The sequence below is a fragment of the Flaviflexus huanghaiensis genome, from assembly GCF_014118685.1.
In the GTDB taxonomy this organism is placed as follows: domain Bacteria; phylum Actinomycetota; class Actinomycetes; order Actinomycetales; family Actinomycetaceae; genus Flaviflexus; species Flaviflexus huanghaiensis.
Window position 1 is genome coordinate 36,038 of sequence record NZ_JACFAK010000003.1, and the last position, 13,634, is coordinate 49,671.

The 13,634-nt window shown below is 61.7% G+C and carries 12 protein-coding genes; 9 read left to right on the forward strand and 3 right to left on the reverse strand.

The genetic code is table 11. The features are described from left to right. The first annotated feature begins 5 nt into the window (after positions 1-5). Both tpx and H7E91_RS03070 read left to right on the forward strand, forming a co-directional pair. Complete coding sequence (gene tpx / locus H7E91_RS03065) at positions 6-506, forward strand: thiol peroxidase (RefSeq protein WP_182353644.1); 501 nt, start codon at positions 6-8, stop codon at positions 504-506. Between the two features lie 89 nt (positions 507-595). Further along, on the forward strand, positions 596-1,594 hold the full coding sequence (locus tag H7E91_RS03070) for a patatin-like phospholipase family protein (RefSeq protein ID WP_182353645.1): 999 nt from the start codon (positions 596-598) through the stop codon (positions 1,592-1,594). A 57-nt stretch (positions 1,595-1,651) separates the two neighbouring features. Here H7E91_RS03070 and zupT read toward each other — a convergent pair whose 3' ends face one another. Then, entirely contained in the window at positions 1,652-2,434 is a 783-nt protein-coding gene (gene zupT, locus H7E91_RS03075; protein WP_206680339.1) for a zinc transporter ZupT, read from the reverse strand. Between the two features lie 133 nt (positions 2,435-2,567). Here zupT and H7E91_RS03080 point away from each other — a divergent pair, with 133 nt between their 5' ends. Further along, on the forward strand, positions 2,568-3,422 hold the full coding sequence (locus H7E91_RS03080; RefSeq protein ID WP_182353647.1) for a 2-dehydropantoate 2-reductase N-terminal domain-containing protein: 855 nt from the start codon (positions 2,568-2,570) through the stop codon (positions 3,420-3,422). Continuing rightward, the gene (locus H7E91_RS03085) at positions 3,416-4,003 is read left to right on the forward strand and encodes a GNAT family N-acetyltransferase (RefSeq protein WP_182353648.1); all 588 of its coding nucleotides are present in this window, start codon (positions 3,416-3,418) and stop codon (positions 4,001-4,003) included. Before H7E91_RS03080 ends, H7E91_RS03085 begins: the two co-directional genes overlap by 7 nt. An 88-nt stretch (positions 4,004-4,091) precedes the next feature. Here H7E91_RS03085 and H7E91_RS03090 read toward each other — a convergent pair whose 3' ends face one another. Then, entirely contained in the window at positions 4,092-4,721 is a 630-nt protein-coding gene (locus tag H7E91_RS03090) for a YceI family protein (protein WP_241698349.1), read from the reverse strand. A 113-nt stretch (positions 4,722-4,834) separates the two neighbouring features. Here H7E91_RS03090 and H7E91_RS03095 point away from each other — a divergent pair, with 113 nt between their 5' ends. The 5 genes from H7E91_RS03095 (at position 4,835) to H7E91_RS03115 (ending at position 12,767) form a co-directional block, all read left to right on the forward strand. After that, positions 4,835-6,070 (forward strand): M18 family aminopeptidase, encoded by a 1,236-nt coding sequence (locus H7E91_RS03095; RefSeq protein ID WP_182353649.1) that lies wholly within the window; start codon positions 4,835-4,837, stop codon positions 6,068-6,070. Between the two features lie 257 nt (positions 6,071-6,327). Beyond that, complete coding sequence (locus H7E91_RS03100) at positions 6,328-8,142, forward strand: ABC transporter substrate-binding protein (RefSeq protein WP_338401713.1); 1,815 nt, start codon at positions 6,328-6,330, stop codon at positions 8,140-8,142. 305 nt (positions 8,143-8,447) lie between these two features. Continuing rightward, positions 8,448-9,935 (forward strand): ABC transporter permease, encoded by a 1,488-nt coding sequence (locus H7E91_RS03105; protein ID WP_241698350.1) that lies wholly within the window; start codon positions 8,448-8,450, stop codon positions 9,933-9,935. A gap of 37 nt (positions 9,936-9,972) precedes the next feature. Continuing rightward, positions 9,973-10,992 carry an ABC transporter permease gene (locus H7E91_RS03110; RefSeq protein ID WP_182353652.1) on the forward strand — a complete coding sequence of 340 codons (1,020 nt, stop codon included), beginning with the start codon at positions 9,973-9,975 and terminating at the stop codon, positions 10,990-10,992. Further along, the gene (locus tag H7E91_RS03115; RefSeq protein ID WP_182353653.1) at positions 10,989-12,767 is read left to right on the forward strand and encodes an ABC transporter ATP-binding protein; all 1,779 of its coding nucleotides are present in this window, start codon (positions 10,989-10,991) and stop codon (positions 12,765-12,767) included. Before H7E91_RS03110 ends, H7E91_RS03115 begins: the two co-directional genes overlap by 4 nt. 153 nt (positions 12,768-12,920) lie before the next feature. Here H7E91_RS03115 and H7E91_RS03120 read toward each other — a convergent pair whose 3' ends face one another. After that, complete coding sequence (locus H7E91_RS03120) at positions 12,921-13,532, reverse strand: hypothetical protein (protein ID WP_182353654.1); 612 nt, start codon at positions 13,530-13,532, stop codon at positions 12,921-12,923. Positions 13,533-13,634: the final 102 nt, after the last annotated feature.

Below are 13,634 nucleotides of genomic sequence, written 5' to 3' on the forward strand. Positions count from 1 at the left end.
GCGGCATGGATATTATGTATCGCGGTCAGAACGTTCAGACGGTGGGCGCCCTGCCGGAAGTTGGCTCGCCAGCCCCCGATTTCACGCTCGTCGGCCCGGATCTTGAGGACATCGTCGCGTCCGACTTCAGCGGCCGCCGCATCGTTCTCAACATCTTCCCCTCCATTGACACAGGCGTGTGTGCGACAGCTGCGAGGAAGTTCAACCAGATCGCCGACCAGCTACCCAACACGACCGTCATCTGCGTGTCCCGCGACCTGCCCTTCGCACTCAATCGGTTCTGTGCGGTCGAGGGGATCGAGAACGTCGTCACCGCCTCCGCGTTCCGGTCGACCTTCGGAGAGGATTACGGAGTCGCCATGGCCAATGGGCCGATCGCGACGCTTCTGTCGCGATCGGTCGTTGTCATCGATGAAGAGGGCACGGTCGTCTACACCGAGCAGGTTCCCAATACGTCCGACGAGCCCAACTATGAGAAGGCCACGCAGGCCGTCATGAGTGCGTGAAGAACCTGGTCTTCCTGGGGACCCGCGGCAATCCGCGCACACTGGCCTCGCGGCCCGAGTAGCGTGAAGGCACGAGCGGAGGGGGAGTCATGAGAATTGCGCTGGTCCTCGGATCCGGTGGCGCACGAGGTTATGCGCACATCGGAGTTATTGAAGAGTTGAAGAAGCGCGGCCACGAGATCGTCGCGATCTCGGGAACCTCGATGGGCGCGATCATCGGCGGCCTTGAGGCGGCGGGGAATCTCGATGAGTTCACGACGTGGGCGACGGGGCTGACACAGCTTGACGTCTTGCGCCTCTACGATCTCACACTCTCTCAGCCTGGCATGATCAAAGCAGACCGCATCTTCGGCGCGATCGGAAAGATGATTGACCACGTCAACATCGAAGATCTCCCAATTCCCTTTACGGCAGTGGCGACCGACATCGTCAATTACCGGGAGGTCTGGTTTCAGCGCGGCTCTCTTGAGATGGCGATGCGGGCCTCAAGCGCACTGCCGACCTTCATCACCCCCGTCGTCATCAACGGCAGGCTGCTCGCCGATGGCGGCCTGCTCAACCCCGTTCCGGTCGAGCCGACAACGGCGGTCCCGTCCGAGCTCACGGTTGCCGTCTCGTTGACCGGTCGACCCAACAGGGTCCGCCCAATATCGGTCCCCCTCGACACCGACGAGGACAGGGAGACACTCTCGGAGCGTCTGCGCAGAGGAATGGCCGGGCTGATCGATGTCGGCGTGTTCAAGCGAGGCGAAGAGAGCGACGACGACTCGTCGGAGGCCGCAGAGTCGGTGTCAAACGGCGTCGAACCGACGTCCTCGGAATCCGCGGAGCTGAACTCACGGAAGGCGCCGCCACTGTACGAGGTGGGCAGACTGCCGGAGGATCTCAACACAATGAGCGTCGTCAATATGTCGCTCGAGACGATGCAGTCCCTTATCGAGCGCTACCGGGCCGCAGCTCACCCCGCTAACGTGACGATCACGATCCCCACCTCTGTCAGCGGAACGCTCGATTTCCACAAGGCCGCTCAGGTCATCGAGGTCGGCCGGGAACTGGCGGTCAAGACCCTCGACGAGGCCGAGCTCTGACCAGCTCTCTCGAGACTGCGGCTGCCAGCCGCGGGAGAGATGCAGTCGACCCGAGCCTCACATCATGAGAAGAAGGGACAGAGCCATGACCGCCATTCCGGCGACCATCGAGTATATGGCGACATGGTGTTGTCCGAACTCTTCTGCGGACGGTAGGAGCTCGTCAAGGCTGATGAAGATCATGATTCCTGCCACCGCTGCGAGTGACAGTCCCATGAGTGTGTCCGACACGAAGGCTGTGAGGACGAGATAGCCGACGAGCGCCCCGAGGGGTTCGGCAAGCCCCGATCCGGCAGTGAGCCAGAAGGCCTTTCGACGGCTGCCGGTCGCATAGAAGATCGGAACGGACACCGCAATGCCCTCAGGAATGTTGTGGATGCCGATGGCGATGGCGATCGGGATGCCGATCTCGGGGTCGTTGGCGGTCGACAGAAAGGTCGCGAAACCTTCGGGGAAGTTGTGGATGGCGATGGCTGCGGCGGTCAGGAGCCCCATGCGCATGAGACGTGCTCGCTGCTTGGCGTCGATGCCCGTCGTCGCGTTCGTGATTTCATGGGGGTTCATTTCCGCCGGCACGACCTTGTCGATGAAGCCGATGAGGCCGATGCCTCCGAAGAATCCGAGCACCGTAGCCCACGTGCCCATCCGATCCCCATGATCGGAGGTCAGCGCCTCCAGCGCCTGCGGGAAGATCTCGATCATCGACACATAGATCATGACGCCGGCGGAGAACCCGAGCATCGCCGAGAGGAAGCCAGCTGACTGCTTTCGAGAGAAGAACGCGATAATCCCGCCGATGGCGGTTGCCATGCCCGCGGCAGTCGTTACGGCGAAAGCCAACAGAATATTGTCCAAATCCGCATCTCCCCTCTCGCGAATCTCACTCTAAAGTTTCGGATGTCCGAAATTGTAGGACTTTCGTTGCAACGGCGGAAATTTCGCCCCGTCAGGCCTAGCGAGTAATTTGGAAACCGTGTTCAGCATTATCGGTCCGGGCGGAGTGGGCGGCGTCCTCGCCGTCCTCGCAAAGAAGAGCGGTCTCGACGTAGAGGTGGTCGCTACCCCTGCCACAGCCGCGGTCATCAACGAGCGCGGCCTCGAGCTGTCCTCCGCTCAGTTTGGGAACGCGGTCGTACGTGTGGATGCGCGAACGGAGCCGAGCCCAGGCTCTTCGATCATCATCGCGACGAAGTCGTATTCACTTCCCGACATTGAGGACACTGTCGCGCGCTCGCGGCCGAAGGAGGTCCTCACTCTCTTCAATGGCCTCGCCCATGTCGAGCGCGTCCATGAGCTCCCCGCACCGCGGGTCACATGCGGCTCGATCAGGATCGTCGCCGAGCGAGTCGCACCCGGCAAAATTCTCCATCACTCCACCTTCACAGTCGTCGAGGTCGAGGATGCGGCGGCGGACTGGGAGGTGACCGGCATGCTCACCCAAAGCGGTATCGAGGTCCAGCTGGGCGGCGGAGAGATGGATGTCCTGTGGCGCAAGTTGCGCTTCCTTGCCCCGATGGCGCTCCTCACGGCATCGACCGGATTACCCCTTGGTCCCGCGTGCCAAGGGGGCGACGCACTCATCGCCGAGGTTGCCGCGATTGCCTCGGCATCCGGATTATTGACGCAACCAGAGCAGATTAAGGCGAGCCTGGCGAAGGTCGCACCAGATTCGTCATCATCGCTCGCACGCGACGTTGAATCGGGTAGTAGGACCGAGCTCGATGCCCTCGGATACGACCTCATACGAAGAGGGCAGGCTGCGGGGATACCCGTCCCGGCTCTCGAGGCCGCGGTCAATCGGATCGAAGCACGGGTGGCGTCATGTTGATCGAAGCTGCGCGGCCAAGCGACATCGAGACCATCGCCGATCATCTCGGGCGCACGTTCGCCGCCGACCCCTCGATCGGTTGGATTTTGCGCAAGGCGGCTGACCCGGCCGCGCTGACGACGGCGTACTACAGAATCGTCACCGAACGAGTTCTCGAGGTTGGCCACATCGATGTCGCTCGAGAGGGCGAGGCATACCTCGGTTGCGCGGTCTGGCTACCGCCCGGCGTCGAACTTCCCGAGCCGTCTCCCGCCCAGGCCCTCGCGCTTTTCGGGCAAGCGAAGGGTGCGCGGCTGTTGCTTCTGAGGTATCTCAAAGCGATCAGCCGGGTCCGGATGCCCTTCCCGGCCTGGTACCTGGCCGTTATCGCGGTGAATGACGCCGCCCGCGGAAAGGGAGTCGGATCCGCTCTGCTCGATATGGGGCTTGAGCGGTGTGGGACACATCCGATCAAGCTAGAGGCGACGTCGATGCGAAGCGCCAAGCTGTACGAGTCACGCGGCTTCATCCACCTCGGCGAGCTGGCGACGCCAGCGCCCACGCCGGAGTACTACATGTGGCGCCCTCGCCTCAAGCCCTGACGAGGCCGGCACACACCGGGGGCACCTTGTGTGCCCTGGACATGGCGGTGCCCGGCAGTAAACTGCCGGGCACCGCGCATCTAGTTGATCAGGCGTTCTTGATTGCCGAGATCTCGAACTCAAGGGTAATTTTCTCCGAGACGAGGAGGCCGCCGGTCTTGAGCGGGACATCGAAGTCGATGTTCCAGTCCTTGCGGTTGACGACGACCGAGCCCTCAAGGCCGACACGCTCGTTGTTGTAGGGATCGACCGCCACACCCACGAGATCGAAGTCGATCGTGACGGGCTTGCTCGTGCCCTTAATGGTGAGGTCACCAGTCACAGACAGTGTCTCGCCGGATGCGGTGACGTCGGTGGATTCGAAGGTGATCTCCGGGTAGTTCTCAACGTCGAAGAAGTCTCCGCCGCGGATGTGGTTATCGCGGTCCTCACTGCGAGTGTCGACCGAGTCAGCCTTGATCGTGATGCTGATCTTCGCATCCTTAAGGTTCTCGCCGGTCGATGCCGTGCCCTCGAACTCGGTGAAGCCGCCGCGGACCTTCGTCACCATCGCGTGGCGAGCAATGAAGCCGATCTGGGTGTGGGACGGGTCGAGTGTGTAGGTGCCGGAGAGGGTGTTGAGATTCGCCATGAGATTGTCCTTTGCTGTCGGATGAGTATCGAGGCGGCGGGGTGCCGCGCTGATGACCAGTGTGCCAGATAGTAATTGAACCTTCAACCTTTTAGATTTGAAGGAGCGTGTGAGATGCGCAACCTCGAGGCTGAGTGTGTATGGCGCAGCCGGGTGTTGGCGGCGCGGGGGAGGGGCAGGCTCTCCGGTACGGTTTTCGTATGGACCTATTTGCTTCATTCATCACAGCAAGCCCCTCCTCGTTCCACGCGGCGCGCGAGGTCGCGCGCCGCCTCGAGAACGCCGGATATCGCAGACAGGAAGAGGCGGCTCCATGGAACGCCTCGCCTGGCGGCCACGTCATGGTGAGAGATGGCGCAGCTATCGCCTGGTGGGTCCCAGCGGAAGTCGATGACCTTCGTTTCTCCATCGTCGGTGCGCACACCGATTCGCCAACCTTCAAGGTCAAGCCCAACCCGCAGTCAGCTGTCGAAGGGTACGGGCAGGTCAACGTCGAGACCTACGGCGGCCTGCTCGGCAACTCGTGGCTCAACAGAGATCTCGCGCTTGCGGGAAGGGTGTTCACCGACTCCGGCGAGCACATGGTCCGCACGGGCCCAATCATGGTCATTCCCCAGCTCGCCATCCATCTCGATCGGTCGGCCCGCGATGGGGTCGATCTCAATAGGCAGCAGCACCTTCATCCGATCTTCTCGGTCAGCGGGGCGGACCTCCTCGCCGTGATCGGCGCAGCTGCGGATCTCGATGAGCCGATCATTGGCTACGACCTGGTCGCGGCAGATACCCAGGCGCCGGAGAGGATCGGGCCCGAGGGGGAGTTCTTCGCGGCGGGTCGCCAGGACAACCTCCTCTCTGTTCATGCCGCGCTGACGGCGATGGAGAAACTGGCGGAGACAAGCGGATCTGTCGCTGTACTCGCGGCCTTCGACCATGAAGAGATCGGTTCGCGCACGCCGACGGGGGCGGCTGGTCCTATCCTCGAGACCGTCCTGCGGCGGACAGCCGCAGCCCTCGGTGCTGAGACTGAGGAAGAAGTGCAGCAAGCTTTTGCGCGCTCGACGTGTCTGAGCGTCGACTGTGGGCACGCCGTTCACCCGAACTACGTTGACAAGCACGATCCCGCACATCGTCCCGTCTTGGGCGCAGGGCCGCTTCTCAAACACAACGCGAACCAGGCATATATGACAGATGGCTGGGGTGCTGCGCTCTGGAGCAAAGTGCTCAGGCGTGCGGGCGTCACCGGCCAGGATTTCGTCTCGCGAAACGATGTGCCATGCGGGTCAACTATCGGGCCGCTGACAGCGACACGCCTTGGAATCCGAACGATTGATGTGGGCGCTCCATTGCTTTCGATGCACTCCGTGCGCGAGCTCAGCCACGTTGACGACATCAAGGCCATGGAGAAGACCATCGCCGCGTTCTGGGAAATCGCCTAGCCACGTGCTCGGGGAGCGGTGCGTCCGCGTAGAAGCTCGGAGGGAACCCCTTCCGAGGTCCGGTTGAGGGATTGTAACAACTTGATAAATCGGCTCGTCACGTGGTCGATGTGGTCGACAGCATCAGGTGGTTATGTATACTGCAGTGACTTAAGACAACTGGGTTTCAACCCTGTTGGACAAGCAGGCTCCGCGGCTTTCGTCCCTCGGGATGAATGCCGCGAAGCAATTTCCATACACAGATCAAAGGTGACACAGTGAAGCGTAGAAAGACATACTCGCTTATCGCTGCGACGGCTGCTGCAGCATTGGTGCTCAGCGCATGTACCGCGGATAGCGATGACGCAGAAGAGACAACAGGTGGGACCGACACGGAGACCACCGACGGCGACGCCGCTGGCCCCGACGGCGTCGTGTCGTTCACGACGGGCGCCGATGAGTACAACGGCTACAACGGTTTCCTGTCGAGCACGTACTCGACCCACAACTCGGTCATCAACGAGCGCATGGCGACGGGCTTCGGCTTCTTCAATGCGAACGGCGAATGGCAGAACGGCACTGACCTCGGCTCGTACGAGATGATCTCGGATGACCCGCTGACCGTGGAATACACGATCAACGAGGAGGCCGTCTACCAGGGTGGCACCCCGATCACCTGCGAGGACTACTACATGGACTGGGTCTCCCAGAACCCGCAGTGGATCCTCGACGGTCAGGCAGAGGCCGGCAACACGAACGAGGACGGCAGCGGCGCCCCCCTCTTCGACCACGTCTCTGACTCCGGCACCTACGCGCTCCCCGTTGAGAACGGCCCCGAGTGCGAGACCGGCGAGAAGTCGTTCACCGTCACCTACAACGCTCCGAACCCCGACTGGGAGCTCGTGATCTCCTTCGCGCTTCCGTCGCACGTCATGGCCGAGAAGGTCGGACTGTCGAAGGAAGAGCTGTTCGAGGCCTTCAAGAACGAGGACTTCGAGGTGGCCCAGCAGGTCGCCGACGCCTGGAACAACTGGTACTCCCCGAACCCCGGCGAGATCCAGCCCATCGAAGAGGTTCCGTCCTTCGGTCCCTTCACCTACATGGAGGGTGGCTGGCAGCCCGGCGAGTACATCACGCTCGTCCCGAACCCGGACTGGTGGGGCGAGGCCCCCGGCGTTGAAGAGCTCGTCTTCCGCTTCATCGCCCGCGAGGGTCAGCTCCAGGCACTCGAGAACCAGGACGTCAACGTCATCGAGCCGCAGGGCACCCAGGACGCACTCGACTCGCTCGAGGCGATGGACGGCATCGAGATCCTCACGGGTCCGACCATGATCTGGGAGCACCTCGACTTCAACTGGGCCGAAGGCTCCGTCTTCTCTGATGCGAACGGCGGCTTTGAGCTCCGTGAGGCATTCGCCTACTGCGCACCGCGCGAAGACATCGTCGAGCGTCTCGTCCGTCCCCTCGATGAGGAGACTGAGGTCATGAACCTCCGCGAGTACTTCCCGACCGATGCCGACTACGACGAGGTCCTCGACGCAGCCTACGACGGCCGCTACGACACCGTTGACATTGAGCGTGCGACCGAGCTCGTCGAGGCCTCCGGTGTCGAGAACCCGACCGTCCGCATCGGCTACTCCGCACCGAACCAGCGTCGCTCCGACACCGTCGCTCTGATCCAGTCCTCGTGTGCAGAGGCCGGCATCACTGTCGAGGACATCGGCTCCGCCGACTTCTTCGCACCGGGCGGCGCCCTCGACACCGGTAACTACGACGCTGCGCTCTTCGCATGGTCCGGCTCCGGCCAGATCGTCTCGGGCCGCAACATCTACCACACCGATGGTCAGCAGAACTACCACGCGTGGTCGAACGAGACCGTCGATGCCGAGTGGGACAAGATCAATGGCAGCCTGGACGAAAACGTCTGGCTCGAGTCGAAGAAGATCATCGAGACCGAGCTCTGGAACGATCTCTTCAACCTGCCCATCTACGCCCACCCGGGCATCGTCGCCCACACCGAAGGTCTGAAGAACGTTGAGCGCAACGTCACGCAGACCGGCGTTGTGTGGAACGCTGAAGAGTGGACCTGGTAGGGTCTCCGAACTCTGAAAGTCCCAATTGAAAGCCGCGCAGCGGCGGGAACAGTACACAGCCTGCTCCCTGCCGCTGCGCGGCTTCACTTTGACTATGCGTCGACCCGGGCGCAGGTCACGGGCGGAAAATAGATTTCGCGCAGGGGGGAACGTCCCCCTACAATGCGTACAGTGTGTTTCGAGGCCACCCTCACTCAACGTACTTGTCGCGGGCGGATCAGCTTCCGGAGAGCTTGGGGCACACCTTCCAGAAAGAAGTACGAGACGTGTTCAAATTTGTAATGAAGAGAATCGGGATATCCCTGATGATTCTCTTTTTCGCATCGTTCCTGGTCTATGGCCTGACGGTCCACTCGGGCGACCCTCTTGCGGATCTTCGTGAACAGAACGATGCCAATCGTCAGAACCGCATCGATCAGCGCGTCGCTCAGATGCGGCTGAACGACCCCTGGATAGTCCGCTACGGGGACTGGCTCCGAGGAATCCTCGGATGTGTCCGACTCCAGTGTGACTTCGGGGAGAACCGCTCCGGACAGGACGTCAACGCGCTGCTCGCCAATGCTGCCGAGTCAACGATTCGCCTAGTCCTGCTCGCGACGATCCTCGGCATCCTCGTCGGTGTCTTCTTCGGCGTCATGGCGGCGATCCGCCAGTACTCCGGCTTCGACTACAGCGTCACCTTCATCGCATTTGTCTTCTACTCGCTGCCGTCCTTCGTCTTCGCGGTGCTGCTCAAAGAATTCGGCGCGATCCGATTCAACAACTGGTTAGCAGAACCAGCGTTTAACACGTTATTCATCGTGTTCGTGGCGGGCTTGTTTGCGGTCTTTGTGCAAGCGATTATTGCCGGAAACTTGCGGAAGCGAATGATCAGCGGTGCCGCTGCCTTTATTGGTGCTGCCGCGGTCTTGGTCGTCCTCGACGTGACCGCCTGGGTTGACAATCCGGTCGCGGGCCTGTGGATTCCGACCACGACCGGCATCGCCGCAGCAGTTCTCTTCACTGCGCTCCTGTCGAGCATCTCCAACAAACGTGCAATATTTAGCGCTCTCGGCTCAGCCGGCGCCATGCTCCTCATTGTCATCATCTTTGCCGGACGTCTCGAGCAGCCGACGTGGTCTTTCCTCGGCTTGCTTCTCCTTGCGGGCATCGCCGTTGCCGTCGTCATTAGTCAGGTGTTCGGCGGGTACGCGAAACGCTCGATCACGTGGGCGAGCATTTGGACCGTCGTCTCCGTCGGCTTCGCGGTTATCGTCGATTACCTCGCGCGGAACTGGAATGAATACGTCGAGCTCGTCCGGGGCAGGCCGATCTCAACGATCGGCTCGATGTCCCCGAACTTCCGAGGCGCCGACGATTTCTGGCTGTCCCTCATGGACACCTCGACGCACCTCATTCTTCCGACGCTGTCGCTGACCCTCATGTCGGTGGCCTCCTACACGCGCTACACGCGCTCGTCGATGCTTGAGGTCCTCGGCCAGGACTACGTCCGCACGGCCCGTGCGAAGGGCCTTCCGGAGCACACGGTTATGACGCGCCACGCGTTCCGCAACGCGCTTCTTCCTATCACCACCATCGTCGCGTTCGACTTCGCCTCTCTTATCGGCGGCGCGGTTATCACCGAGAAGGTGTTCGGCTGGAAGGGCATGGGTGAGCTGTTCGAGACGGGCCTGAGAAACGTCGATCCGGACCCAGTCATGGCCTTCTTTATCGTCACTGGCGGCATCGCCGTGCTCATGAACATGCTGGCCGACATCATGTACGCGTACATCGACCCGAGGATCAGACGGTGAGTCGCATGGTCTATGGAATTTTGAGGAGTGACTCGTAATGGATAACACCGATCCGAAGGCCTACGTGGCGGCAACTGGAGATTTCGATGTCGCTGAGCTCGATGACGAAGTCTTGGACTCGACGACGAACAAGTCGTACTCGCAGGGACAGCTCGTCCTGCGACGCTTCGTCCGCCACCGCGCTGCAATGCTCTCTCTTTTCGTCTTTATTGCCATCATTATCTTGGCATTCTCCTCGATCGGCTTCGGACCCGTTCCTGGCTGGTGGAAATACGGCTATGAGTCGACGCACCCGATCATCAACGATCGCGCACCGACCCTCGGCTGGTTCACTCTTGGTGAGCACCCGATGGGTCAGGACACGGCAGGCAAGGACTACTTCGCGCTCATCATGCGCGGCACGCAGCGTTCGATCATTATCGCGTTCATCGTCGGCATCGTCTCGACCCTTATCGGCACGGTCATCGGCGCGCTGTCGGGTTACCTGCGCGGCTGGGTAGAAACAATCCTCATGCGCATCACCGACCTGTTCATCGTCATCCCGCTGCTCCTCCTCGCCGCGGTCGTCGGACAGCTCGCCAACGAGCGACTTGGGGGCGGCATCATCATGCTCGCCTTCCTGCTCGGCATCCTCTCGTGGACGTCCCTCGCCCGTCTCGTACGAGGCGAAGTCCTGTCGCTACGCGAACGTGAGTTCGTCTATGCGGCACAGGCCTTGGGTGCCTCGACACCCCGCATCATCATCAAGCACATTCTCCCGAACGCCCTCGGCACGATTATCGTCTCTGCGACGCTCGCGATCGTCGCAGCGATTCTTCTCGAAACATCGCTGTCGTTCCTAGGCTTCGGCGTCAAGTCCCCTGACACGTCTCTCGGACTCCTCATCTCTCAGTACCAGCAGAAGTTCTCGAGCCAGCCGTGGCTGTTCTACTGGCCCGCGGGCTTTATTCTCGCGATCGCCCTGTCCGTCAACTTCATCGGCGACGGCCTGCGAGATGCGTTCGATCCCCGTCAGAAGGGCAAGTCCAAGCGATTCAAGAAGGTGGCCAAGGCATGATCTTCGGCAGCAGGAAAGCGAAGAAGGACCGAGAGGCTCACCGGCAGGCGGGCCGCAAGGACATCATTAAGGTCCACGAGAAGACTGAACATCCGGTCCTGTCGTTCAGCGACCTCGATGTCCAGTTCGGAACCGAGTTCGGCCGTGTGCACGCCGTCCGCGGTGTCGACATCGACATCCACCCGGGCGAAGTCGTCGCCCTCGTCGGCGAGTCGGGATCCGGCAAGTCAGTGACGTCAATGTCGGCGCTCGGACTGCTTCCGGGCAACGCCGCAGTCGACGGTCAGATCACTGTCGCAGGCCATGCAGTCCGCTCCATGTCTGCGAGAGGATGGCGGCGCCTGCGTGGCGGCGACATCGCCATGGTCTTCCAGGAGCCGATGACAGCCCTTAACCCGGTTCTCACGATCGGTAGCCAGATCACGGAAGCTCTTGAGCTCCACGAGATCGCCTACGGTAGCGCCGCTGAGGCGCGCGCCGTCGAACTGCTCCGCATGGTTGGCATCGATAACCCAGAGGGCCGCATCAATCAGTACCCGCACGAATTGTCGGGTGGTCAGCGCCAGCGCGTCGTCATCGCGATCGCGATCTCGTGCAACCCTGCAGTCATCGTTGCGGACGAGCCGACGACTGCCCTCGATGTGACCGTTCAGGCCGATATTCTCGACCTTCTTCGTTCCCTCAAGGACAAACTCAATACCGGCATCCTCCTCATCACCCACTCGATGGGTGTCGTCGCGGACATGGCCGATCGTGTGCACGTCATGTTCCGCGGCAACATCGTCGAGTCGGGCAGCGTGACGGAGGTTCTCAACCATCCGAAGCACCCGTACACGCAGCGCCTCCTGCGGGCCGTGCCGCACCTTGGCCAGGGCCGCGCCCAGTTCGGACTCAAGGAGTTGACGAAGGATTCTCTCGACCTGTCGAAGACAGTGCTCGAGGCAAAGGACCTCGTCGTCGAATACGAAGTCTGGGGCAAAGAGCCTTTCAGAGCGGTCGATGAAGTGTCGTTCGACGTCGCTGAGCGTGAGATTGTTGGCCTCGTCGGCGAGTCCGGGTCGGGCAAGTCGACAATTGGCAAGTGCATCCTCGGCCTCCAACCGGTCGCTGGCGGTGAGGTGAAGCTGTTCGGCGAGAACATGATCGGCCGCAACAAGCAGCAGCAGAAGGCTGTCCGAAAGGACGTCGGCGTGGTCTTCCAGGACCCTGCCGCCTCCCTCAACCCGCGCTTCCCCGTGGGCGACACGATTGCGGAGCCTCTCGTTGTCCACAAGGTCGGCACGAAGCAGGAGCAGCAGGATCGAGTGTACGAGCTGCTGGACGCCGTCCAGCTGCCGCGGTCAACCTTCAACCGGTTCCCGCACGAGCTGTCCGGCGGTCAGCGCCAGCGCGTGTCGATCGCGCGCGCACTCGCCCTCAACCCGGCCCTCCTCATTGCTGATGAGCCCACCTCGGCCCTCGATGTCTCGGTCCAGGCCACGGTCCTCACGATGCTGGCTGAGTTGCAAGACGAATTCGGCTTCGCATGCCTCTTCATCTCCCATGACCTCGCCGTCGTCGACCTCATGGCCAACCGAGTCGTCGTTCTCCAAAACGGCAAGGTTGTCGAGCAGGGCCTGCGCGCCGACGTTTTGCACAATCCCAAGGAGGAGTACACGAAGCGCCTCATCGCAGCCGCCCCGGTGCCGGAGCCGCTCGAGCAGAAGCGCCGCCGTGAGGAGCGTCACGCGCTCCTGCGCGAATTCGGAGAGGATATTTCCGAGCTCAAGATCTGACAGATCGAGAAAAGGTGCGGGCCGCATGGTCCGCACCTTTCTCTATGTCTCGTTCGTTGTTTTATGTTCGGCTCATCCTTCGAGGGCCGGTCAGTATCGCCACTGCTGCGATGTTGGCGCGGAGCCTGCGGAGCTGTAGAGATCGGCGTGCGTTCAGGACACGATGTCCTGGATTTCGAGGACGATGAGGGCGAGCCCGATGATGACGATTCCGATCCGCATGAGGTTAACGGTTGTCGTGCGGGGACGATGGGGCGCGGTGCGGGTGAACTCGCGTGCCATTCGGGAGATGAGGGAGCTCGCCTCTCTCATCGGGGGGTGCAGGCTGTACTGGCCGGCGTCGTGCACCGGAATGTAGTTTCGCTTCGGTTCGCTCTTCGCTAGGGGATTGCCGGGCTTCAGCTGTTCGCGGCCGCGGGCGAGCCCGCCGGATCCGGGATAGGAGCTCACCGGGTCCGAATGGTCGGCGGAGACGATGTGCATCCCAAACCGAGTGTCGAGGGTGTCGTAGTCACGCCACGAGATCCACCTGTCGACGAACCAGTTCTGGATGTGGATGCCGTCGCGGTCCAAGCGCAGTGCTGGTTGAAGGAAGAAAACGTAGGCGATCAACGTCGCACCGGCGGCGATGATGAGGGGCGCAAGGACGCCCTCCGAGGCCGGATCGATATAAAGCGAGATGACGAACAGGGCGATGAAGATGAGCGAGACCCCGAAACGGATGAACTGGCCCGTCGATCGCAGGCGATAGATCGGTTCTGTCATTGTTCCATTGTGGCAGTTCGGTGCACCCCCCGAACACCGGTGGCTGTCAGGGTGCACGTGTGGTGATCTGGCTCGCTCTGTCGCGTGATCGCTCGCCGCGAC

Coding starts and splice junctions, on each gene's coding strand:
- H7E91_RS03120 (WP_182353654.1), bottom strand. CDS start 13,532: ATGACAGAACCGATCTATCGCCTGCGATCGACGGGCCAGTTCATCCGT.
- H7E91_RS03095 (WP_182353649.1), top strand. CDS start 4,835: ATGGACCTATTTGCTTCATTCATCACAGCAAGCCCCTCCTCGTTCCAC.
- tpx (WP_182353644.1), top strand. CDS start 6: ATGGATATTATGTATCGCGGTCAGAACGTTCAGACGGTGGGCGCCCTG.
- H7E91_RS03085 (WP_182353648.1), top strand. CDS start 3,416: ATGTTGATCGAAGCTGCGCGGCCAAGCGACATCGAGACCATCGCCGAT.
- H7E91_RS03070 (WP_182353645.1), top strand. CDS start 596: ATGAGAATTGCGCTGGTCCTCGGATCCGGTGGCGCACGAGGTTATGCG.
- H7E91_RS03105 (WP_241698350.1), top strand. CDS start 8,448: ATGATTCTCTTTTTCGCATCGTTCCTGGTCTATGGCCTGACGGTCCAC.
- H7E91_RS03115 (WP_182353653.1), top strand. CDS start 10,989: ATGATCTTCGGCAGCAGGAAAGCGAAGAAGGACCGAGAGGCTCACCGG.
- H7E91_RS03110 (WP_182353652.1), top strand. CDS start 9,973: ATGGATAACACCGATCCGAAGGCCTACGTGGCGGCAACTGGAGATTTC.